Annotated in this window: 21 protein-coding genes and 1 tRNA gene; 12 read left to right on the top strand and 10 right to left on the bottom strand. The window is 64.7% G+C overall.

Annotated elements, in window-relative coordinates:
• Positions 1–182 precede the first annotated feature (182 nt).
• Positions 183–1604 (top strand): deoxyribodipyrimidine photo-lyase, encoded by a 1422-nt coding sequence (locus E3T35_RS04290; protein ID WP_134377957.1) that lies wholly within the window; start codon positions 183–185, stop codon positions 1602–1604.
• On the opposite strand, the gene E3T35_RS04285 is transcribed toward E3T35_RS04290, so the two are convergent.
• The 3 genes from E3T35_RS04285 to aceB all read right to left on the bottom strand — a co-directional run bounded on the left by E3T35_RS04285 (position 1601) and on the right by aceB (position 4809).
• The gene (locus E3T35_RS04285; RefSeq protein ID WP_134377956.1) at positions 1601–2110 is read right to left on the bottom strand and encodes a signal peptidase I; all 510 of its coding nucleotides are present in this window, start codon (positions 2108–2110) and stop codon (positions 1601–1603) included. The genes E3T35_RS04290 and E3T35_RS04285 overlap by 4 nt on opposite strands.
• Positions 2111–2194: 84 nt before the next feature.
• Positions 2195–2875: a hypothetical protein gene (locus E3T35_RS04280; protein ID WP_134345083.1), complete on the bottom strand. Its 681-nt coding sequence runs from the start codon at positions 2873–2875 to the stop codon at positions 2195–2197.
• Between the two features lie 260 nt (positions 2876–3135).
• Positions 3136–4809, bottom strand: coding sequence for a malate synthase A (aceB, locus tag E3T35_RS04275; protein WP_134377955.1), 1674 nt, complete (start codon positions 4807–4809; stop codon positions 3136–3138).
• 266 nt (positions 4810–5075) lie between these two features.
• On the opposite strand from aceB, the gene E3T35_RS04270 reads away from it, so the two are divergent.
• The 6 genes from E3T35_RS04270 (at position 5076) to E3T35_RS04245 (ending at position 12410) form a co-directional block, all read left to right on the top strand.
• Complete coding sequence (locus E3T35_RS04270) at positions 5076–6557, top strand: helix-turn-helix transcriptional regulator (RefSeq protein ID WP_134377954.1); 1482 nt, start codon at positions 5076–5078, stop codon at positions 6555–6557.
• Between the two features lie 286 nt (positions 6558–6843).
• Positions 6844–7728 carry an ATP-binding cassette domain-containing protein gene (locus E3T35_RS04265; protein WP_166789829.1) on the top strand — a complete coding sequence of 295 codons (885 nt, stop codon included), beginning with the start codon at positions 6844–6846 and terminating at the stop codon, positions 7726–7728.
• Positions 7729–7737: 9 nt separating this feature from the next.
• Complete coding sequence (locus E3T35_RS04260; RefSeq protein WP_134345080.1) at positions 7738–8496, top strand: FadR/GntR family transcriptional regulator; 759 nt, start codon at positions 7738–7740, stop codon at positions 8494–8496.
• Positions 8489–9229 carry a cache domain-containing protein gene (locus E3T35_RS04255; RefSeq protein ID WP_134345079.1) on the top strand — a complete coding sequence of 247 codons (741 nt, stop codon included), beginning with the start codon at positions 8489–8491 and terminating at the stop codon, positions 9227–9229. Before E3T35_RS04260 ends, E3T35_RS04255 begins: the two co-directional genes overlap by 8 nt.
• Before the next feature lie 83 nt (positions 9230–9312).
• Positions 9313–10677, top strand: a complete 1365-nt coding sequence (locus E3T35_RS04250; RefSeq protein ID WP_134345078.1) for an NAD-dependent succinate-semialdehyde dehydrogenase — start codon at positions 9313–9315, stop codon at positions 10675–10677.
• Between the two features lie 230 nt (positions 10678–10907).
• The gene (locus E3T35_RS04245) at positions 10908–12410 is read left to right on the top strand and encodes an APC family permease (RefSeq protein WP_134377953.1); all 1503 of its coding nucleotides are present in this window, start codon (positions 10908–10910) and stop codon (positions 12408–12410) included.
• A 139-nt stretch (positions 12411–12549) separates the two neighbouring features.
• On the opposite strand, the gene rplA is transcribed toward E3T35_RS04245, so the two are convergent.
• The 7 genes from rplA to E3T35_RS04210 form a co-directional block, all read right to left on the bottom strand.
• Positions 12550–13239: a 50S ribosomal protein L1 gene (rplA, locus tag E3T35_RS04240; RefSeq protein ID WP_092106323.1), complete on the bottom strand. Its 690-nt coding sequence runs from the start codon at positions 13237–13239 to the stop codon at positions 12550–12552.
• 107 nt (positions 13240–13346) lie between these two features.
• Positions 13347–13778 (bottom strand): 50S ribosomal protein L11, encoded by a 432-nt coding sequence (rplK, locus tag E3T35_RS04235; protein WP_092106326.1) that lies wholly within the window; start codon positions 13776–13778, stop codon positions 13347–13349.
• 122 nt (positions 13779–13900) lie between these two features.
• The gene (gene nusG, locus E3T35_RS04230) at positions 13901–14866 is read right to left on the bottom strand and encodes a transcription termination/antitermination protein NusG (protein WP_134377952.1); all 966 of its coding nucleotides are present in this window, start codon (positions 14864–14866) and stop codon (positions 13901–13903) included.
• Between the two features lie 100 nt (positions 14867–14966).
• Positions 14967–15239, bottom strand: coding sequence for a preprotein translocase subunit SecE (secE, locus tag E3T35_RS04225; RefSeq protein ID WP_092340430.1), 273 nt, complete (start codon positions 15237–15239; stop codon positions 14967–14969).
• A gap of 40 nt (positions 15240–15279) precedes the next feature.
• Positions 15280–15352 (bottom strand) — tRNA-Trp (locus E3T35_RS04220).
• Positions 15353–15568: 216 nt separating this feature from the next.
• The gene (locus tag E3T35_RS04215) at positions 15569–17023 is read right to left on the bottom strand and encodes an NAD(P)/FAD-dependent oxidoreductase (RefSeq protein ID WP_134377951.1); all 1455 of its coding nucleotides are present in this window, start codon (positions 17021–17023) and stop codon (positions 15569–15571) included.
• Positions 17020–17862: a UbiA family prenyltransferase gene (locus tag E3T35_RS04210; protein ID WP_104088940.1), complete on the bottom strand. Its 843-nt coding sequence runs from the start codon at positions 17860–17862 to the stop codon at positions 17020–17022. Before E3T35_RS04210 ends, E3T35_RS04215 begins: the two co-directional genes overlap by 4 nt.
• A 175-nt stretch (positions 17863–18037) precedes the next feature.
• On the opposite strand from E3T35_RS04210, the gene E3T35_RS04205 reads away from it, so the two are divergent.
• From E3T35_RS04205 to E3T35_RS04185, 5 genes are all read left to right on the top strand, one after another.
• Complete coding sequence (locus E3T35_RS04205; protein ID WP_134377950.1) at positions 18038–19240, top strand: pyridoxal phosphate-dependent aminotransferase; 1203 nt, start codon at positions 18038–18040, stop codon at positions 19238–19240.
• Between the two features lie 114 nt (positions 19241–19354).
• Positions 19355–20278, top strand: coding sequence for an ABC transporter ATP-binding protein (locus E3T35_RS04200; RefSeq protein WP_134377949.1), 924 nt, complete (start codon positions 19355–19357; stop codon positions 20276–20278).
• Positions 20275–21129: an ABC transporter permease gene (locus E3T35_RS04195; RefSeq protein WP_134377948.1), complete on the top strand. Its 855-nt coding sequence runs from the start codon at positions 20275–20277 to the stop codon at positions 21127–21129. Before E3T35_RS04200 ends, E3T35_RS04195 begins: the two co-directional genes overlap by 4 nt.
• 37 nt (positions 21130–21166) lie before the next feature.
• Complete coding sequence (locus tag E3T35_RS04190; protein ID WP_134377947.1) at positions 21167–22390, top strand: sensor histidine kinase; 1224 nt, start codon at positions 21167–21169, stop codon at positions 22388–22390.
• Positions 22387–23004, top strand: coding sequence for a response regulator transcription factor (locus tag E3T35_RS04185; RefSeq protein WP_134377946.1), 618 nt, complete (start codon positions 22387–22389; stop codon positions 23002–23004). Before E3T35_RS04190 ends, E3T35_RS04185 begins: the two co-directional genes overlap by 4 nt.

Here is a 23004-nt window from a genome sequence, read left to right as displayed (position 1 = left end):
GAATTAGTTGAAATCGACAGACAAATCAAAGTATTTCGTGATCAATCAGGAGGAAAGCAACGAAAAAGCGACATACGGGCGGGGAGACGAGTTCGTTGTCGATCAGACGGGACAGACCGTTCTACTTCCGAATTGGTCTGGCCCGTCGCATGGTCCAGACTGGAGTTTCACGAGGAGACCGCATGACTTCAGATCAGATAGCCGACCACGTCGGGCCCGTCATAGTGTGGTTTCGCGACGATCTGCGGGTTGCCGACCATCCAGCCCTGCACGCGGCGATCAAGCAGGGGCAGCCGATTGTGGCCCTCTACCTGCTCGATGAGCAATCCGACGGAGTCCGCCCGCTCGGCGGCGCGGCCCGTTGGTGGCTGCACCAGAGTCTGCGATCCCTCGCCGGCTCCATCGCCGCCCTCGGTGGCCGGTTGATTCTGCGCCGCGGTGCGGCCGGCCCGATCATCGCCCGTCTGGTGCACGAGACGGATGCCTCCGCCGTGTTCTGGAACCGCCGCTACGGCCTCGCCGAACGCACGATCGACACCGCGATCAAGAGCGACCTGCGTGAGCGCGGAATCGACGCCCATAGTTTCGCAGCTTCGCTTCTGTTCGAACCCTGGACGATTCAGACCGGGCAGGGCGGCTCCTACTCCGTCTTCACCCCGTTCTGGCGGGCCTGCACCGCGGGTGCGCCGCCCCGCGTGCCCTATCCCGCACCCTCCGCTATTCCCGGCTGGGCGGGCGACCCCACCACGGCAGCCCTCGTCTCCGACGACCTCGACGACTGGGGACTCGAACCGTCGAGCCCCGATTGGGCGGGCGGGCTGCGCGCCGCGTGGACGCCGGGCGAAGCATCCGCTCACGCCCTGCTCAACACCTTTCTGGCCGAGTCACTCGCCCTCTACGCCACCGAACGCGACGAACCGGCCCAGAACGCGACGTCGCGCCTGTCTCCGCACCTGCGCTGGGGCGAGATCAGCCCCCACCAGGTGTGGGCGGCGACAAACAATGCCCAGCGCGGGCTCAGTGGTAGCGAGTCGGCCAGCGCGACCCGTTTTCTGACCGAGGTCGGCTGGCGGGAGTTCGCGTACCACGTGCTCTATCATGCGCCAGATATCGCGACCGCGAACCTGCGCCCCGCCTTCGACGCTTTTCCGTGGCCGCCACTCGATCGGGATGCCCTGGCGGCCTGGCAGCAGGGCCGCACTGGCTTTGCCCTGGTCGACGCCGGCATGCGTGAACTGTGGCGCACCGGAAGCATGCACAATCGGGTACGCATGGTGACGGCATCATTCCTGATCAAGAATATGTTGGTAGATTGGCGCGAGGGCGAACGCTGGTTCTGGGACACCCTGGTGGACGCCGACGCGGCGAGCAACCCGTTCGGCTGGCAATGGGTGGCCGGTTCCGGAGCGGATGCCGCACCGTATTTTCGTATTTTCAATCCCGACCTGCAGGCAGCCAAGTTCGACCCGCACCAGCAATACATTCGGCAAAACGTTCCCGAATACGGCACGGATGCCTATCCGGCGCCGCTCGTCGACCTCGGCGAGACGCGTCGCGCCGCCCTGGCCGCCTACGAAAGGGTCAAGGCCCAACCGGCAGGCTAGGCAGCGCGAACGGAGATTCGGGTCTTTCCCGCTGACTCTTTCGTCGACTTCGCACCGGGCCCGGCTTCGGACGACCCGGCGTACCAGATGCTCAGTACGCACATGATGAGGGAGCCTACGGCGAGCGGGTTTTGCAAGTACACAACGAGATAGCCAAGGTTGGGCACGAAGGCGGTCACGCCGCCAATAACATCCGCGCGTGGCACCGTGAACGGATCGCTCGTGTCGTTCGCGTCACCCTTGGTCGTTAGCGTTGCATCGTCATTGACGGCCATGAGGCGGTGGGTGGTGCGATCGCCGGCACGCCGAAAAGTGATGACTTGCCCGACCTCGTATTGGTCAGTCTCAACGATCACGACGCTCGCCGGCGGGATAGCGGGGAACATCGACCCGGTACGCACGACGTAAGCCCCGTAGGGCAGGACACCCGTCGCCATGATGGCGATCGGGGTGAGCACGGACGCCAGAATGAGTAGCAGAATGACCATGCCTTTGAATCTCTTCACGGTGCGCCTCTCAGCTCGGAAAAAATTGGGGAATGGCTCGGACGTCGCTCACCAGCAGCGACGTCCGAGCCATCTCATCGAGCTCTACAGGCCCGGCGTCTGGCCGACCTGTGTGGCCACAATTTGGTAGGGGAGACCGTTACCAACGATGACCGGGTTCGGGGCCTGAACAGTCTTCACCGGGTAGGAGTTCCAGACTCCGCCGCCAAGCTCCGACTGGCCGGACATCTTTGCCGCATAACCGAAGCTGAACGAAACCGACCCGACAGCTGTCGGTGCCAGGTTCGATGCCAGCTTGATCATCTTCGGAACGGGCCAGCATCCGGTCGGCGCGAGGGTCCCGCAGCTCAGGTGCGCAGTGTCGTCCTGATCATCGCTGAGATTCGCGGAGTCGAAAAGAGCCGTGCCGTTGGCAGCCACATGGAACTCGCCGTAGGTGCCGAGGTCGTTCAAAGCGTGCAGGGCGTCCTTATTGTTGAACACAACCCAGACGTCCTGAGCGTTCAGACCCGTGTTGACGTAGCGGGACGAGACGGTCTGGGTCGTTCCCGGCAGCAGGTTCGAGAAGGCCAGGTTGAGAGAATCGGTGCCGGTTCCGTCAGCGCCAGCGATCTTGATCGAGCCGATCGTTCCGCTCACTGCGCCCTGTGCCGTGTCGCTGAAGTACGCGCCGGTCGGCCCCAAGGCAGCGAGGGCCATCGTCAATGCGACCGCAACGCCTCCTGCCCCGATGATCATTTTCTTGCGGTTTAACATAAGTTTCACGTCAGTCTCATCTCAAATTGTCAGTTCCGAAGTGAGATAATGAAATTCTTTCATTATCTATATTCAAAACAGTAGAGATGACATCCGCTCACGTATGCCCCCCATCGGGCACTGCTGTGCCCCCAATATGGGGGATGGAACGGCGGCAGAACACGAATAACGAAGAAACGGGCAAACAGTTGCCGCCCCTGTGATGATGCCGGGGCCAGACAACCATTTGCCCGCTTTCGCGGACTCGCAGCGCTAGCTGCGAAAACTAGTTAGAAGAATCGAGCGTAGGCACCAACCGTAAGGAAGGTGGGGAACTCCGGCTCGAGTGCCGAGGTGCGCAGCACGGTGAGGGCGTCATCGAAGCGGTCGGTGGGGGTGCGCTCGAGGCCGTCCACGACCTCGTCCAGCACCTCTTCAACCCAGTCGGAGTCGATCCGGCGGCCCTCGGCGGTGACCGAGTTCTCGTGAATCCACTGCCAGAGCTGCGAGCGGGAGATTTCCGCGGTCGCGGCGTCTTCCATCAGGTTGTCGATCGCCGCTGCTCCCACGCCGCGCAGCCAGGACTCGATGTAGCGGAGCGCTATGAGCACGTTGCCGCGCACGCCGGCCTCGGTGATCTGGCCGCCGACCGAAGCAACGTCGAGAAGCTGGGCGGCCGTCACGTTCACCTCGGGGCGGGTGCGCTCGAGCTGGTTCGGGCGGTCCCCGAGCACCTTGTCGAATTCGGCCTGAGCGGTCGGGATCAGGTCGGGGTGCGCAACCCAGGAACCGTCGAACCCGTCGGTGGCTTCACGCTTCTTGTCCGCGGCGACCTGGGAGAGAGCCTGCTCGGTGACGGCCGGGTCGCGACGGTTCGGAATGAAGGCGCTCATGCCGCCGATGGCGAAGGCTCCACGACGGTGGCAGGTGGCGACGAGCAGTTCGGTGTATGCGCGCATGAACGGCACCGTCATGGTGATCTGCTTGCGGTCGGGAAAGACGAAGCGGCTGCCGCGGGCACGGAACGTCTTGATGATGCTGAAGATGTAGTCCCAGCGTCCGGCGTTGAGGCCGGCGCAGTGGTCGCGCAGTTCGTAGAGGATTTCTTCCATCTCGAAGCCGGCCTGGATGGTCTCGATCAGTACCGTGGCGCGAATGGTGCCGTAGTCGATACCCAGGCGCTCTTCGGCGTAGGTGAAGATGTCGTTCCACAAGCGCGCTTCCTTGTGGCTTTCGAGCTTGGCCAGATAGAAATACGGGCCGGTACCGTTCTCAATGAGCTTCTTCGCGTTGTGAAAGAAGTACAAACCGAAGTCGATGAGGCTGCCAGAGGACTTCATGCGGCGGTTGGCACGGTCGATGAAGGTGATGTGCTTTTCAACGAGGTGCCAGCCGCGCGGACGCATCACGATGGTCGGCGTCGACTCGTTCGTGATCTCGTACTTCTTGCCCTCGGGGCTCGTGAAGCTGAGCTGGCCGCGCACCTGGTCGAACAGGGTCAGCTGGCCCTCGATCACGTTGGTCCAGGTCGGGCTCGTGGCGTCTTCCTGGTCGGCAAGCCAGACCTTGGCGCTGGAGTTGAGCGCGTTGATGGCCATCTTGCGGTCGGTCGGTCCCGTGATCTCCACACGGCGGTCTTCGAGGCCGGGTCCGGCTCCCGCAACGCTCCAGGTGGGATCGAGACGGATGCTCTCGGTAACGCTGAGAAACTTGGGGTCGCGACCGTTGGCGGCATCCACTCGGGTCTGCAGCCGGGCCGCCAGCAGGTCGTGCCGGGTGCCGGCGAAACGCTCGTGCAGTTCGGCGAGAAATTCGAGGGCCTCTGGAGTGAGGATCTCGTCATACCGATCGCCGAGCGGGCCGGTGACCTCGAGGTGCGGGCGAATGGTGGCGAAGCTGCCGGTGGTCGTTTTCACCGTCTCGGAGTTGACCGTCTGATCGAGGGTCGGTTTGGAGGTGTTCATGGTCTGGCTCCTTGCGAAAGTAGGTGATACCGACAGGGGGCGAGCCGCAGCTGCGCGGTTCGCCCGATCTCAGGCGGAGGATGGTGGAGCGGTTCTGCTTCGGTCGAATCGGTGAGCGCGAGGGGTGAGCGGTCGCAATTCGAAAGTCGGTGCTTGCCTGTGCCTCCACTCTGCCGGGTCTAGGCACGGCCAAACCACAATCCATGCACAGAAGAAACCCTGTTTTTCTGATTGTGGAAACTTTTGTGATCTGCGACACTAAGGCCATGGTCCCCGCAGAAGCCCTCGCCGCACTGTCTTCGCTCAGCCTCGATGAGCCGGAGCTTGACGCGCTCACCCTCGGCCGCCGTATCCGGGAACTGCGCACCAACCGCCGCATGACGCTCGACGCCCTCGCCGCCGCGATCGACCGCGCCCCCTCCCAGGTGTCGATGATGGAGAACGGCAAACGCGAGCCACGCCTCTCCATGCTGCGCGCGATCGCCCTGGCGCTCGGCACTACCGTCGAAGAGCTGATGCGAACGGATGCCCCCTCGGAGCGTGCCGCCCTGGAAATCTCGGTGGAACGTGCCCAGCGCGGGCCGGTGTTCCAGGCCCTCGGACTCCCCCGCATCCGGGTGAGCAAAGGCCAGAGCGACGACACCCTGCAGACCATCCTCAGCCTGCACAATGAAATCGACCGGCTCAACCGGGAGCGCGCAGCGACTCCGGAGGAGGCCCGTCGGGCCAACTCCGCGCTGCGCCAGATCATGCGGCAGCAGGACAACTATTTTCCCGAGCTGGAGGCGCAGGCCCTCGAGTTGCTCACCGCGGTCGGTCACTCCGGTGGCCCGGTGTCGCAGCAGCTCGTCGCCGACATGGCCACCCACCTGGGGTTTTCGCTGCACTATGTGAATGACCTGCCGCACTCCACCCGGTCGGTCACGGACAAGCGCAACGGGCGTATCTATCTGCCGACCGAGCGTTCGGCCTCGCGGGATTCCCGCTCGCCGATCGTGCAGGCCTTCGCGAGCCATCTGTGCGCGCACGAAGAGCCGAAAAATTATGCCGAATTTCTGCGCCAGCGGGTGGAAACCAACTATCTCACCGCGGCGATCCTGCTGCCGGAGCGAGATGCAGTGCGCATGCTGACCGAGGCGAAGACCCTGCGGCGCATCTCGATGGAAGATCTGCGGGACGCCTTCGCGGTCTCCTATGAGACGGCCGCGCACCGATTCACCAACCTCGCTACCGCCCGCCTGGACATTCCGGTGCACTTCATGAAGGTGCACGAGTCCGGCACGATTATCAAAGCCTACGAAAACGACAATGTTCGCTTTCCGAGCGACGCTCTCGGTGCGGTCGAGGGCACCACGGTCTGCCGCAGCTGGACTGCCCGCACCGTGTTCGACGTCGAAGACCGCTTCAGCGCCTGGTACCAGTACACGGATATGCCGGCCGGCAGCTTCTGGTGCACCTCCCGCATTGAAAAGGCCAAGGAAGGCGAGTACTCGGTGAGCGTTGGGGTGCCGTTCGCACACGTGAAGTGGTTCCGCGGCCGCGAGACGGCAAACCGCGCCGTCTCCAAGTGCCCCGACGAGTCCTGCTGCCGCCGGGCTCCCGACAACCTCGCCGGGCGCTGGGCCGGGCAGTCCTGGCCTGCCGCACGAACCCCGACGAGCCTGCTCGCGGCGCTGCCCACCGGAACCTTTCCCGGCGTCGACCAGACCGAGGTGTACGAGTTTCTCGAAGCCCACTCGCCGCGCTAGCGCTGAGGGGCGCGCGCGGGAGAGGGATGGATGCGCATCCGCTCTGAAACAAACAAACCGATACGTTGTAGGCAATACTTTTAGCTAACATTGTGATGACGTGAAAATGCTGGAGCAAGTGGCTTTTTGCGGTACCACGCACCAGAGATTGTCGGTTGGGCTTGTCCCACGCGTCGCCGCTCGTCTCGACCTACTGAAATGCGAGCCGACGATGTGTGACGCTCGTAGTGTGATACGTCGTCTCAATCGTGCCGTGCGGGCGGGACTTCCCTCGGCGGCACCGCCCATGAACGAGCTGCACGATCAGGTCGCTACTCCGTCACCGGCTGAAACGACCGCGCCCATGCCGTCACACTGGTTTCGCTCCGCGGCACTGCTCGATGTGCGCGGGCTTCAGGTCGCAGCGGCGGCGCACTCCGACGCACCGCGTGTGGTGCAGGGCATCTCGCTCTCCATCACCTGCGGCGAGGTCGTCGGGCTGGTCGGCGATGCGTCTTCCGGTGCTCTCGAGGTCGCCCAGTGCATAGCTGGCGTACTTCCGGCGCCGGCGACCATCCGATCCGGGTCGATTCTGTTCAACGGCGTCGAACTGGTCGGGCTGCCGCCACGATCGTTCTCCCGGCTGCACGACGCCCAGGTGGCCTACCTGCCGCGGAGCCCACTCGACGGCCTCGACCCGAACCTGACCGTGGGAACCCAGCTGGCCACACCGCTGCGTTCCGGCGGCGGCCTGTCGAAACCGGCCGCCTACGAACGGTCACTGGATCTGCTGGGCCAGGCCGGCGTGGAGAATCCGGAACACACCTTCACCGCGTACCCGCGCGACGTGTCGGCGACCTTGGCGCAGCGCGTGCATATCGCCAATGCGTTGGCCGGTAGCCCGAATCTGCTCGTGGCCGACGACCCGACCGACACCCTGAACGCGTCGGACAGTTCCGACATTCTTGAGCTGCTGAGCAGATTGCAGCGCGAACGCAAACTGACCATGATCTTCGTGACGCGCTCGGTACGCGTCGCGGCACTGATCTGCAATCGTGTTGCCGTGGTTCGCACCGGTGCGATCGTCGAATACGCGTCGGTCGCCGACCTGTTGGGTTCCCCTAAGCATCCGTACACCCGCGAGCTGCTCTACGCGGCCGAGAATGAGCCGCTGGGGAGCCGGGGCTTGTAGATTAGGCGCATGGAGGCACACAACCGGCCGGGCGCACGCGAAGCGATTTTCGCTCAGCTCGTCGATGCCGGCCGCACGGAGCAGGTAACCATTCGCCTCACCGACGCCATCATTCTGGGCGTTCTTGCCCCCGATGAACGCCTGCCGAGCGAATCGGATCTGGCGCGCCGCTTCGGCGTGGCCCTAATCACGGTGCGTGAGGGCCTTGCGGTGCTGCGCGATGCCGGCCTGGTCGAGACTCGGCGCGGTCGCGGCGGCGGCAGTTTCGTGATGAAAGCGGATGCCCCGCACAGCACGCTCGTGCAGGCCCGGCTCCACGGTCTGGCGCAGGTCGACCTCTCTGACATGGCCGTCCATTTCGCGACGATTGTCGAGGGGGGCGCCCAACGGGCTGCGCTGCGCGCCTCAGAACCCGACTCCGACCGCCTCGATCTGTGGCTGCGCGGCGCTGACTTCGCAACGGTCGCCGGGGCCCGCACCAACGCCGGCGGGTTCTACCTGGAGTTGGCCGTGCTCAGCCAGTCCGCCCGACTGGTGCGGGAGCTGATCCGGCTGCAGGCCGAATTCGGGCCTCTGCTGCTTCTAGGCATGACGGATGCCCGCGCCCGCCGGTCGCTGCTTGCGAGCAACCAGGCCATTGCCGGCGCCGTGCGCGCCAACGACGCAGCCGCCGCCCGGCAGTTCGCGACCGAGCAGGTGCGGAGCCTGGCCGAATGGCTGTTGAACGCGAAAGCCAGAGTCGAACGAGGCGGAGCCTGGGATGCCTGAGATTTCTCAGCTGCCGGAAGTGACGATCTCCGATTGCGCCGCCGCGGTGACTGCCTCCTTCGCGGACGCCTTCGCCGAGCTAGATGGGTGGCGAAACGAACTCGCTGACGGCGAAACCTCGGTGCGGCCGACAGACCTCGATGCCCACGTGGAGGGGCTCGTGATTCCGGCCCTCACCGGTGCCAGCCCGCTCTTCGTCGGCGCGGGATTCATTGCCGCGCCCGGCTACGTGCACGGCCGGGACATCCACTTTGCCTGGTGGCTGGGCCCGCAGGCCGGCAACCCGCTGCTCGGCAGCAGCAGCGCGGCCACCCGTCTCGACCTCGCCACCCGCGCATACACCGACTACGTGCGCGATTTTCGCACGCTGGAGTGGTACCAGGTGCCGCAGTCCACCAACCAGACGCACGTCACCGGGCCCTACGTCGACCGCCTCTGCACCTGCGAGTACATTTTCACCCTGACCATGCCGGTGCGCATCGGCGAAGGCACCCCGATGCTCGGCGTGGTCGGAGCGGACATCTCCGTGCGCCGTCTCGAGAGCATTGTGCTTCCGCTGTTTCTCGCGGCCGACCGGCCACTCGCCCTCGTCAACGCTGTTGACCGGGTGGTGATCTCCACGGACCCGACCGTACAGGTCGGTCAGCTCGCCTCGCATTCCGGTGACTCTGTGGCCTGCTCCGGCCTGCCGTTTCGAGTTCTCGTTGGTCCGGACCGGCTGCCTCGTTTTTAATCATCCGTTGCTATATCTTTGACAAACCAGAGTTTGCATCGGCGCCGGTTTTTGAGGTGCCCGACCAGTGAAGGATAAAGCCTATGACCAGCTACGCAGTCATCAACCCGGCCACCGGGGAGACAGTCAAGACCTACGACACAATCTCGGATGCCGACCTCACCGCCGCCATCACCGCGGCAGACGACGCCCACACCTGGTCGCGCTCCATCAGCGTCGAAGAGCGCGCGGCCCTCGTGCGCCGCGTGGCCGAACTGCACGTCGAACGCCGCCAGGAGCTTGCCGACATCATCGTGCGCGAAATGGGTAAGCCCGTGGAGCAGGCCCTCGGCGAGGTCGACTTCAGCGCCGACATCTACGCCTACTACGCCGACAACGCGGTGGAGCTTCTGAAGGACGAAACCATCAGCCTGCTCGCCGGCGAGGGCTCGGCGCTTATCCGCCGCAGCTCGCTTGGTGTGCTTCTCGGCATCATGCCGTGGAACTTCCCGTACTACCAGGTTGCCCGTTTCGCCGGACCAAACCTAATCATCGGCAACACCATCCTGCTCAAGCACGCCGAGCAGTGCCCCGAATCGGCCGCCGCGATCGCGCAGATCATGCTCGACGCCGGTTTTCCGGTGGGGGCCTACACGAACCTCTACGCTTCCCATGATCAGATATCCACGGTCATCGCCGACAAGCGCGTGCAGGGTGTCTCGCTCACCGGCTCGGAGCGCGCCGGAGCGGCGATTGCGGAGATCGCCGGACGCAACTTGAAGAAGGTCGTGCTCGAGCTCGGCGGCTCAGACCCGTTCATCCTGCTATCCACCGACGACCTCGATGAGACCGTCGGCGCCGCCGTGGCTGCTCGCCTCGACAACAACGGCCAGGCCTGCAACGCGGCCAAGCGCTTCATCGTCATCGAGGAGCTGTACCAGCCTTTCTTGGATAAGTTCACGGCCGCAATCAATGCCGTCGAGCTGGGCGACCCGACCAAGGACGGCACCGGACTCGGGCCACTTTCCTCGAAAAAGGCCACCGAAACTCTCACCGAGCAGGTTGCGCGCGCTGTGGCTCAGGGTGCCACCCTCGTCACGGGCGGAACCTCTGAGGGCAACTTCTACGCCGGAACCGTGCTCACCGACGTATCGCCCGGCTCCGATGCCTTCCACGAAGAGTTCTTCGGCCCGGTTGCACAGATCTTCAGCGTTCCCGACGAGGCCGCCGCAGTCGCACTGGCCAACAACACCCCGTTCGGCCTGGGTTCCTACGTCTTCACCACCAACCCGGAGCAGGCACTGCGCGTGGCCGACGGCATTGAGGCTGGCATGGTGTTCATCAATTTGGTCGGTGCCGACGGTGCCGAGCTGCCCTTCGGTGGCGTCAAGAGAAGCGGCTCGGGGCGCGAACTGGGCCGTTTCGGCGCTGACGAGTTCGTCAACAAGAAGATGATCCGCATCGGCTGACATGAAAGCTCCCGACACAAGCGGTGGCGGCGGGTTGCTTGCGGGGTGACGCGTTCAAGGTTTGAGCTGAGGAGCAAGTGACCCGCTGCCACTGCGACGCACAAACTGGTCATTCGGAAAATCAATCATCCGGTTCTATAGCTTTGGGGGCAGGCATCCGTTATGTTAAGGCTCACACATTGACGTGTACCGCCGGGTGGGAGGCGTTTCGGCTGGATTGAAAGGGCATCATGTCCGTAGAGGCTTCCTCCAAGAAGGGCATCGGCGACGGCGACCACCTGAAGGTGCTCGGGTACGACGATTCGTTCCACCGGTCCATGTCGTTGTGGGCGAATTTTGCGCTCGGATTCACCTACCTGTCACCGCTCGTGGGTGTCTACTCGCTGTTCGCGCTGGCCATGAGCACGGGTGGCCCGCCTTCGCTGTTCTGGCTCTTCATCGTGGGCACCGGGCAGTTGCTCGTGGCGCTGGTGTTCGGCGAGGTCGTCTCGCAGTATCCGATCGCGGGCGGTATCTACCCCTGGACGCGACGCCTCTGGGGCAAGCGCTACGCCTGGATGGCGGCCTGGGTCTACATCTGGGCGATGCTCGTGACCATCACGGCCGTCGCCGAATTCGGCACCGGGTTTCTGGCCAGCCTGATCAATGCCCCGGCGACCAAGGAAGTCACCCTCGGCCTCTCGATCGCTTTCCTGGTCGTGGCATTCGGCCTGAACTTTTCCGGCACGAAGACACTGGCCCGCGTGGCCCGGATCGGGCTTGCTGCTGAACTCATCGGCGTCGTCGCCGTGGGACTGTATCTGCTCATCTTTCAGCGCCATCAGGAATTCAGCGTGTTCTTCGACTCCATGGGCGTGCAGGGCAACGGCAGTTACGCCACGGCATTTCTCGGCGCGGCACTGACCGGACTATTCCTCTTCTACGGTTTTGAGGCGTGCGGCGATGTCGCCGAAGAAGTCGAGAACCCGGCCCGCGGCATCCCCCGCGCCATGATTCTGACGATCTTCGTCGGCGGGATATCGGCCCTGCTCTCCTTCGGCGGGTATGTGATGGCCGCACCAAATTTGCAGGACGTTGTCGACGGTGTCGATCAAGACCCGATTCCGGCGATTCTGGATGCCGCGCTCGGCCCGATCGGCGCCAAGATCTTTCTCGTCGTCGCCCTCACCGCTTTTCTGTCGTGCGTGCTGAGCTTGCAGGCCGCGGCAAGCCGACTGCTGTTCTCGTTCGCTCGCGACGGAATGGTTCCGGGGCACAAATGGCTGGCCACAGTGTCGCCGCGCACCGCGGTGCCGACCAATGCGTTGATTGTGGCGTGCTCGATTCCGGTGGTGCTGTGCCTGATCATCTACGTTGGCAGCGATCAGGTCCTGACCCAGATCACCTCGTTCGCCGTCATCGGCATCTACGTGGCATTCCAATCCGTGGTGCTCGCTGCGTTGCGCCAGCGCATCAAGGGCTGGAAGCCGGCCGGTCCGTTCAGCCTGGGCCGGGCCGGTTTCGTGGTCAACGTGCTCGCCCTCGCCTACGGCATCTTTGCCATGGTACTGCTCGCGGTGCCGGGCTCGAGCGGTGAGTTCTTCAGCGACTACATCGTGCTCATCGGTCTGTTTGTCGTCATGGGAAGCGGCCTCATCTACCTGGCTGTGGCTCGGCCCGACCGCAAATCGCTGGCACCAGAGGGAGACGCCATTGAAGTCGCAACGCTCCTGCGGGCGCACCCCGACCACTAGACCCCGCACGAGCTGGTGATCACCCAGCGGATGCGTGCGCCCGATGCACCCATCCACAGGGACTCGGCGCAGGCGCGGGCATCCGCTTAATGCAAGCAGGGCCCGTCCGAGGACGGGCCCTGCTTGGTGAAGCTGTTGCTTAGATGCTGTTGACGTCGAGCTGGATGCCAGGACCGAAGGTGGTCGAGACGACACCCTTCGTGATGTAGCGGCCCTTGGACGAGCTCGGCTTGAGGCGGTTGATCTCCTCAAGCGCAGCGGAGATGTTCTCGTTCAGCTGGTCGGCCGAGAAGGAGGCCTTGCCGACGACGAAGTGCACGTTGGAGTGCTTGTCGACGCGGAATTCGATCTTTCCGCCCTTGATGTCGGACACGGCCTTGGCGACGTCGGGCGTCACGGTTCCGGTCTTCGGGTTGGGCATGAGGCCACGCGGGCCGAGCACCTTTCCGAGACGACCGACCTTACCCATGAGCTCGGGGGTCGAGACGGCTGAGTCGAACGAGGTGTAACCAGCGGCTACCTTCTCGATGAGCTCGTCGCCACCGACCTCGTCGGCGCCGGCTGCGATAGCGGCTTCGGCGGCGGGGCCGGTTGCGAAGACGATGACGCGGGCGGTGCGGCCGGTGCCGTGCGGGAGGATGACGGTTCCACGAACCATCTGGTCGGCCTTGCGGGGGTCGACTCCGAGGCGGAGGGCGACCTCAACCGTGGAGTTGAACTTCGCGGAGCCGGTTTCCTTGGCGAGGGCTACGGCCTCGGCCGGGGTGAAGACGTTGTCTTCGCCGATTTTGGCGGCGGAGGCGCGGTACGCCTTTGACTTGGTTGCCATGTTGAATCTCCTGTATGTACTTCAGAGTGTGGTGCGAACCTGGCAGGCTCTTCCACTAAATGCTGAGGGTGCTTCCGGCGCCGTGTGGCGCCGATGCGGGGGTGGGCTTAGGCGCTGACCGTGATGCCCATAGAGCGGGCGGTTCCGGCGATGATCTTCGCGGCGGCGTCGATGTCGTTGGCGTTGAGGTCAACCATCTTCGCTTCGGCGATCTCGCGGACCTGGGCCTGGGTGAGGTTGGCAACCTTGACGGTGTGCGGGGTTCCGCTGCCCTTGGCGACGCCGGCGGCCTTCTTGATGAGCTCCGCTGCGGGCGGGGTCTTCAGGATGAACGTGAACGAACGGTCGTCGTAGACGGTGATCTCAACGGGGATGACGTTGCCGCGCTGGGCTTCGGTCGCTGCGTTGTAGGCCTTGCAGAATTCCATGATGTTAACGCCGTGCTGACCCAGTGCCGGCCCGATGGGCGGTGCGGGGTTGGCTGCGCCGGCCTTGATCTGAAGTTTGATCAGACCTGTAACCTTCTTCTTCGGTGCCATTGTGTTGTCCTTCGTATTGATGTGCGAGCAGCCCGGGGGCTGCTCTCCCGGTGGCCCGGATGGGCCCCGGTGGTTTAGGGGAACCAGCGTGGATTGCCCTGGTCGGGCATCCGCTGTGCTGGTTAGAGCTTGGTGACCTGATCGAAGCTGAGCTCAACCGGAGTCTCACGCTCGAAGAGCGAGACGAGCACGATGAGCTTGCCGCTCTCCGGCTTGATCTCGCTGATCGAACCGGGCAGGCCCGCGAACGAACCTTCCTTGATCGTGATGGTCTCGCCGATCTCGTAGTCGACCTCGGCAGCGATGACGCGCTGCGCCGACTTTCCGGGAGCACCGCCAGCCTTGGTCGGGGCTTCGACGATCTCGACGAGTCCCTTGAGCATGCCGAAGGCTTCTTCGAAACGCAGCGGGGTGGGGTTGTGGGCGTTGCCAACGAAGCCGGTGACTCCCGGGGTGTGGCGAACAACCGACCAGCTGTCCTCGTCGAGGTCCATACGAACGAGCACGTATCCGGGGATGCGCACGCGGGTGACCATCTTGCGCTGGCCGTTTTTGATCTCGACGACATCTTCCATCGGAACTTCGCACTGGTAGATGAAGTCTTCCATCGCCATGGACTGCTTGCGGTTCTCAATGTTCGACTTCACGCGACGCTCGAAACCGGCGTAGGAGTGAATGACGTACCACTTGCCTGGCAGAAAGCGCAGTTCCTTGCGGAACGCCTCGTACGGGTCGACCTCTTCATCGGAAGGCTCGGTCTCGCCTGCAGTTTCGGCGGTGACGGCCTCGTCTTCGTCTTCGACGGCTTCGACGGACGCGTCGGCTTCTTGCGCCGAATCGATGTCGAGTGCGTCGTCGACGATGGCGTCGGCTTCGGGATCGGATGACTCGGCGAGGGCGTCGAGTGCAGCGTCGAGGTTGACCTCCACGTCGTCGTTCTCGTCGATGACGTGCAGGGCGACCTGCTCGGCCGCCTCTGCGGAAGTCTCGTCGGCGGCGAGGATGTTGCCTTCCTGCGCCTCGTCTTCCTCGGAGGACTGCTCGGCGGCAGTGGCCCAGTCGACATCGTCGTGCTTCGTCTCAGTCACTAAATCTCAATCCCTAATTTTTGTACGTGTGCAAGTTGTCTGGGCACGTTGCGCGCCGGTGGTGTGGGCGTTCCGCCGGAGCGGATGCCTTCGCTGCGGATTAGCCCGGCGTGCCGAACACATAGAGAACCGCGAGGCCGAAGACCCAGTCCATGGCCGAGACGATGCCCATCATGATGATCACGAAGACCAGCACGACGCCGGTGTAGCTCAGCAGCTCTTTACGAGTCGGCGTGACGACCTTGCGCAGTTCCGCGAAAACCTGCTTGATGAACAGGGACAGCCGAGCGAAAGGACCGCGATTGGACTCGCGGGCAATTCGTGCGTTCGCGACGACTTCCTCACTAGGTTCGTCGACAACTTTTCGGGCCACCTGTTACACCTCTCATGGTCGGCAGACTTCTACCGATGTGCAGGGCGGACAGGACTCGAACCTGCAACCTGCGGTTTTGGAGACCGCTGCTCTACCAATTGAGCCACCACCCTATGGAAGCAAACCCGCCATGCAGAAGCCACTTTCGACCGGGCGTTAACACTCGGAAAAAGGCGCAAAAAAGCATGGCAGAATTCAACTACCTGAACCAGTCTAGATCACGGACCGGCCACTGTAAAGCTGAGACGAGTTCGCGCAAAAGCGCGCTCCCTGTTCCAGTGCCAGCTTGCCACACTATCGCGGCAGACGGGATTGCGACCGTCGACTGGTCAGCGACCGTCCAGTCGCCCGATCAGCTTCTGCATCGCGGTCATGGCTCCTCCGAGCACGGCCGGGATCCCGCCGCCGGGGTGTACCGACGCGCCCACCCGCCACAGCCACGGACGCGCCAGGCTGGTGTAGCCCGGCCGGTGGAACGGGCCGCTCTGCCAGAGTGGGTTGGTCGCGCCGTACAGCGCACCTCCCGCGGAGCCCCAGCCTGCGAAGTAGTGCGGGTCGAGCACGACATGATCGCGGAACAGCTCGGTGATGGGCCGGCTCAATCCCACGGCCGCGCTGACCCGGTCGATCTCGTGGGCGACCCAGGGAGTGTCGAGATCGTAGTGTCGGCCATCGGCAGGCGCCGTGAGGAGAACGGCCACCGTCGCTCGATCGTTGGGATAGATTTCGTGTGGCCGGTAGTAGTTCAGGAATGCCATGGTCTGGTCCGGCGCAACGACCGTGTCCAGACTGCGGTGGAGGGCGGCCGGGTCGTCGGGCAGTACCACCGAGTGTGTAGCCGTTCCACGGGGCAACGGCGTATCCAGGGACGCGTAGATGGCCACTCCGGAGCAGGACAGTGGCCGCTGCCGTGCGCGCGGTGCGCCCAGGAGCTCGTCGAGAACGCCGCTGTCGAGACCGCTCACGATCACATCAGCTTGGTAGGTCGCCGACGTGGTGGTCACACTCCCCTGTTTGACCGATTTGACGGGCTCACCCAGGTGCAGATTCGCGCCGGCGTGCACGGCGAGCCGGTAGAGCGCCATCGGCACCTCGTTCACACCTCCCTCGGGCACCCATACGCCGTCCGTGGCCATAATTGCCGGCATGCTCGCATACAGCGCGAGGGTCCGTCGGGGCGAGACACCCGCGTTGAGGGTGTGTATGGCGATGATTTCCCGCAGGCCGTCGGGCATCCAGGTCAAGCCATCGAGAAAGCCACGCGTGGTCAGCCGTCTGCCGTAGAGACGGAAGACCCGGCGCACGGCCGGCAGCGAAGCTGGGCTGGCTGGGTCGGTTGTAAGCATGCTCGTGACTTCGGGGCCCAGCCCACCGTGTTCACGTTCGAATCGGGTCCAGGCCGAATGCCACGGATGCCCCTGCGGAACCGGCAAGGTGACGCTGTCCCCCGCAAAGAAATACCGACCGACTTCGGGCAGTCTCTTCAGGGTCAGCGCGGCGACCGCCGCAGCCTCGGCGGGAGCGGACCGGCGGGCGCCGAGGGCGTCGTAACGAGCGAGTAATTCTTCCCAGACCGGCGGGAAAGTGACTAGCGCGGGCCCGGTATCCACCCGCTGCCCGTCGATCTCGAGGCGCCTGCTCTTGCCCCCGATCCAGTCGGATCCCTCCAGCACGGTCACCGCATGCCCGGCGCGGGCCAGCAGCGCGGCGGCGGTCAGCCCGCCGATGCCGGCGCCGAGCACGACGATGCGCAGGGGAGTCGTTGCCGTGCCGGATCGCTTCATGGGTATGTTCCTAACAGAATGGCGGCCACGACCTGGGCGCCGGCGACGGAACCGGCGACGTAAGGGAACACGATCGAGTACCGATAGAGCCGGCGGGCCGTGGCGGGTATCGGGTCGCGCCCCAACGACATCACGAGCCAGCCGGCGATGAGCAGGTTGACCAGCGCTACCGGCCAGCTGATGAGGGCGAACCCTACGGTGGACAGGGCCCACCAGATGGCGCTCCACACCGTTGCGCCGCGCGCGCCGAGATGGACCGCGGTGGTGCGAATACGCGCCGCGCGATCCTCATCGATATCCTGGACCGCGTCATAGGTGTGTTTGGCGACACTCCATGCCATCAGCCCGATCGCCGCCGACCAGATCGGCCGCTCACCGACCGCAAGCGGCACGAACACCAGCGGGAAGGCATAGGCAGCGTTACTGAGCGAATCCACGTACCGCCGGGCTTTGAAGCGCAACGGCGGCGCGGAGTAGAAGACGAAGATGAGGGCATAGGCCATGATCCAGGCAAGCGCGGCTGGCGGCAGCGTGAGCAGGAAGTAGGCCACGAAGGGCACGTTGGTCAGCAGTACCCCGATAACGATGGGGCGCACTTCGGAGCCAAGGATGCGTGCCCCCTCAAGGCCACCCTTTCGGGTGTTCTGGGCATCCGTTGCCTGGTCGAAGATGTCGTTCACACCGTAGATCAGCAGGTTGAAGGGCAGCGTCACCCAGAGGAGCAGAGGAAACACATCCCAGCGCCACAGGTCTCCCATCAGCCACATGGCGATGACGGTGGTGCCGATTGTGTTCACCCAGAGCACCGGACGGGAGATATGAATCAGGCGGGTGAGCATTTTCTCACTCTAGCTAGCCTGGCGAGAAATCTCGCCGCTTGAGATCTCGCGCCGGGCGATCAGCAGCCTGGCTATCTCCGCAATTGCGCCCCGAAGACCCTCTAAACCGGCCCGCGCGCCGGCCCGACGAGTGCAGCGCTGGTTCACTCGCGGGTGCACTGGCTAAGCTCAAGCTGTGGCTCATGAACTCAAGCGAATTTCTACTCGGATCGGCTCTATCGCGGAGTCGGCGACCCTCAAGGTCGACGGAAAAGCCAAGGCCCTGCAGGCGGCCGGGCGGCCGGTGATCAGCTTCGCCGCCGGGGAACCCGACTTCCAGACACCAGAACATATCGTGGAAGCGGCCTTGGCCGCCGTGCGCGATCCGAAGAACTACCGCTATACCCCGGCAGCGGGTCTTCCCGAGCTGCGCGAGGCGATTGCCGCCAAGACACTGCGCGACAGTGGACTCGTGGTTTCGCCCAGCCAGGTCGTCGTCACGAACGGCGGCAAGCAGGCGGTCTACCAGGCGTTCGCCACCCTGCTCGATCCGGGCGACGAGGTCATTGTGCCGACCCCGTACTGGACCACCTACCCCGAGGCGATCCGGCTGGCCGGTGGCGTGCAGGTCGATGTCTTCGCCGGCAGCGACCAGGGCTACCTCGTGACGGTCGAGCAGCTCGAAGCCGCGCGCACCCCGCGCAGCAAGGTGCTGCTCTTCGTCTCACCCTCGAACCCCACCGGGGCGGTCTACTCGCCTGAGCAGACGCGGGCCATCGGCCAGTGGGCCGAAGACAACGGCCTCTGGGTCATCTCCGACGAGATCTACCAGAACCTCACCTACGACGGCGTGCGAGCAGTCTCCATCGTCGAGGCCGTTCCAGCGCTGGCCGACCGCACGATCCTGGTGAACGGTGTCGCCAAGACCTACGCCATGACCGGCTGGCGCCTCGGCTGGATGGTCGGCCCCGCCGACGCCATCAAGGCGGCGGCGAACCTGCAGTCGCACCTTTCCTCGAACGTGTCAAACATCTCGCAGCGCGCCGGAATCGCCGCGCTCAACGGCCCGCAGGACGCCGCTGAGGCCATGCGGGTGGCCTTCGATCGCCGCCGCAAGCTCATCGTCGCCGAGTTGAACAAGATCCCCGGCGTCGTGACCCCCATCCCGCAGGGAGCCTTCTACGTCTACCCCGATGTGACCGGGCTGCTGGGTCGTTCGTGGGGCGGCGTCACCCCGACGACCTCACTCGAACTGGCCGACCTCATTCTCGACCAGGCCGAGGTGGCCGCCGTTCCCGGCGAGGCCTTTGGTCCTAGCGGATTCCTGCGCATGTCCTACGCGCTCGGCGACGATGCCCTGCTCGAGGGTGTGCAGCGCCTGCAGCGGCTGTTCGCCTAGCGCCCGCGGCATTCTGGCGCCCGGGCGCTCCCCCGAGGGATCCGTCGACCGGTGGATGCCGGAATAGGTCCACTGGCGGTGGTGCCCGTGGCGCGGGAGTGGGATTCTGGTCACATGACATCCACTCCCCCGGTCGTGCAGGTGCGCGACCTGCAGAAATCGTATGGCAACGTCGAGGCGGTGCGCGGCGTGAGCTTCTCCATTGCCGCCGGTGAGACCTTCGCGCTGCTCGGCCCCAACGGTGCCGGCAAGAGCACGACCATCGAGATTCTCGAGGGGTACCGCGACCGAACCGGCGGTGAGGTGAGCGTGCTCGGCATCGACCCCCGCCGCGGCAGCCTCGACTGGAAGGCTCGCCTCGGCATCGTGCTGCAGACCAGTGCGGAAAGCGGCAATGTCACCGTCACGGAACAGCTTCGCCACTTCGCCGGGCTCTACCCGAATCCCCGCGATGTGGACGAAGTCATCGACGCGACCGGGCTGCGCGAGAAGGCGAAGACGCGCATCGGCAAACTATCGGGAGGTCAGCGCCGCCGAGTGGATGTCGCGCTCGGCATCATCGGCCGCCCCGAATTATTGTTCCTCGACGAACCGACCACCGGCTTCGATCCCGAGGCACGGCACCAATTCTGGAGCCTCATCCGTGGGCTTAAGGCGGAAGGCACCACCATCCTGCTGACGACGCACTATCTCGAAGAAGCCGCGCAACTCGGCGACCGCGCCGGCATCATTGCCGGCGGTCGACTCATCGATATCGGATCCATCGCCGACCTTGGCGGAGCGGATGCCCGCATTCCGCTCGTGCGCTGGCGTGACGAAAACGGGCGGTTACTCGAGGAACGCACGAACCGTCCGGCACGGGTCGTGGCCGAGCTCACCGCGCGGTTGAACGGTGCCGAGCCCGACGACCTCGAGATCATCCGGCCCAGCCTCGAAGACGTCTATCTCGCCCTCGTAAGGGAAGACGAGGCCGAGGCTGCCGGTCGCGCCGCCACCCCTTCCGGCAGCCAACTGATCGACCAGGATGTGCGAGCATGAGCGCCACGATCATCGTTACCCGCCCGCAGACGAAGGCTCCGGGCGTACTCGCCCTCGGCCTGGCCCGCATCGGCTACGAGACGAGGCTGTACTTTCGCTCCCCCGACACACTGCTCTTCACCTTCTTCTTTCCGTTCATCATGCTCGGCATCTTCACCGCCGCGTTCAGCTCCTCCGGCAACATCGGTGCGAACCCGGACGGAACCGGCGGGGTCAGCGTGGGCGCGTATTACCTGCCCGGCATGCTCGCCGCGGGCATGCTGCTCTCCGGCGTGCAGAACCTGGCGGTCGACATTGCCGGTGAGCGAAGCGACGGCACCCTGAAACGGCTCGGCGGCACGCCGCTGTCCCCATTGAGCTACTTCGTGGGCAAAATCGGGCAGGTCTTCGTGACCGCGATCCTGCAGGCCGCGCTGCTGATGCTGGTGGCGCGGTTCGCCTTCGACATCTCGCTGCCCAGTGAGCCCGAGAAGTGGGGCACGTTCGCCTGGGTATTCCTGTTCGGCGTGATCACGAGCGCCTTCCTCGGCATAGCACTCTCGGCGCTTCCGCGTTCGGGACGCAGCGCTACTGCTGTGGTGGCTCCGGTCGTGCTCGTGCTGCAGTTCATCTCGGGTGTCTACCTGCAGTTCAACGCGCTGCCCGACTGGATGCAGAATCTCGCGAGCATCTTTCCGCTCAAATGGATGGCCCAGGGTATGCGTTCGGTGTTCCTGCCTGACAGCTTCGCGGCCGCCGAGCAGACCGGATCCTGGGACCTGGTCTGGGTCGCCACCGCCCTCGGGGTCTGGCTCGTGGTCGGGCTCGTGCTCAGCCGGGTGACATTTCGGTGGATTCGCCGCGACGCGTGAGCGCCCGGCCATGCCGAACGGATGGGATGCTTGAGCCATGACGACTGCGCGCTGGTGGGACGTGGCTTTCGGCGGGGCCCTCGCCGTTATGGCGATTACGGTAACCCTGTATCCCGCCGATGGGAGCCTGGGCGGAGCGTTGGCCACCCTCGCCGCGCTCGGCTTGGCCTATCTGGGGTTCGGGCGGCGCGGCATCCGTCTTGCTGGCACCGGCCGGACGGCGTCCAGTCTGGCCTTTCTGGCGACGGTGGTTCTCGGCTGCGGAGTGGGCGCTGCGTTCACGCCGAACCTCTCAACCTTGCAAGCCATTGGGTTTCCGGTGGTCTGGGTTCTCGCCGGCTCTTACCTTCGTGCGGTCTTGGTGAGCGGCATCCTCGCTGTGTCGGTCGGTCTCGGCCTCACAGTGAGCCTTGGCGGCACCGTGGCAGCCATGGCCGAAGCCGGTGGAATCGAAGCGATCTCATTCATCTTCGCTCTCGCCCTCGGAACCTGGATGACCCGCATCATCTGCGCCAGTGACCGGCATCGCCGTCTGCTCGACGAGCTCACCCGCACGCAGGGCGAGCTCAACGCCCTGCACCGTGCGGCGGGAAGTTCCGCCGAGCGGGAACGGCTTGCCCGCGAGATTCACGACACCATCGCCCAGACCCTGACCGGGCTGGTCATGCTCGCCCAACGCACCCGCGGTGAGCTCACAACAACACCGGCCCGGGTGATGGCCGCGCAGACCAGCATCGATCTGATCGAAACCAACGCCCGTGAAGCCCTCACCGAGACGCGCGCCCTGGTCGCCACCCTCTCGCCGGTGCGTGAACCCGGGTTGGGGTTGGCCGGCACGATTCTGCGGTTGGCCGATCGCTTCACCCAGGAAACAGGCATCCAGACGGATGCCACGGTGCAGGTCGGCGACATAGACCGCGAGGTCGAGGTGGTTCTGCTCCGCTGTGTACAGGAGGGGCTCGCAAACGTGCGGCAGCATTCGGGGGCGGAGGCGGCATCCGTTTTCATCGAAGGTGCAGGGGCCGCGGTGGTGCTCACGGTCAGCGACGACGGGCGCGGTCTGGGAGTTCCGCGCGTCGATCCCAACACCGGCTTCGGCCTGGCCGGGATGCGCGACCGGGTACTGCTCGTGCACGGTGAATTGGAGCTGGGCACCCGGCCAACCGGCGGAACGCTGCTGCGGGTGACCGTGCCGTTGCCCGCTCCCCTCGCTCTGGCGGCCCCGGCAGCCCCACTCTCCCGCATCAAGGCCGACGCATGATTCGCGTGCTGGTTGCCGATGACCATCCCATTGTGCGCGGCGGTATCGTGAGCCTGCTGGCCCAGGCCGACGATATCTCCGTTGTCGGGGAGGCCGCTGACGGCACCGAGGCGGTGCGACTGGCCTTGGAACTGCGGCCCGATCTGGTGCTCATGGACCTGCGCATGCCCGGTCAGAGCGGCGCGGCGGCGACCGCGCAGATTGTGGCAGCGACTGCGGGTATCCGGGTGCTGATTCTGACGACCTATGAGAGCGACGACCAGATTCTGGGCGCCATCGAAGCCGGCGCGAGCGGCTATTTGCTCAAAGCTGCGCCGCAGGAGGAGATCATCGCCGGTGTGCGGTCGGTCGCAGCCGGCCAGACCGTGCTCGCTCCATCTATTGCGGCGACGCTCGTGCAGCGGGTTCGTGGGCAATCGGCGGCACGACTGTCGCCGCGCGAACTAGACGTGCTGAGGCTCGTCGGTTCGGGCGAGAGCAACCCTGAGATCGCACGATCGTTGTTCATCGGCGAGGCGACCGTTAAAACCCATCTGCTGCACGTTTTTGAGAAACTGGCGGTGAAGGATCGCACCCGCGCGGTGACCCGCGCCATGGAACTCGGCCTGCTGTGA

Origin of the sequence: Cryobacterium sp. TMT1-2-2, assembly GCF_004403505.1 — a bacterium.
In the GTDB taxonomy this organism is placed as follows: domain Bacteria; phylum Actinomycetota; class Actinomycetes; order Actinomycetales; family Microbacteriaceae; genus Cryobacterium; species Cryobacterium flavum.
The sequence above is the reverse complement of the archived record's forward strand: the minus strand, read 5'-3'. Positions and strand labels throughout refer to the sequence as shown.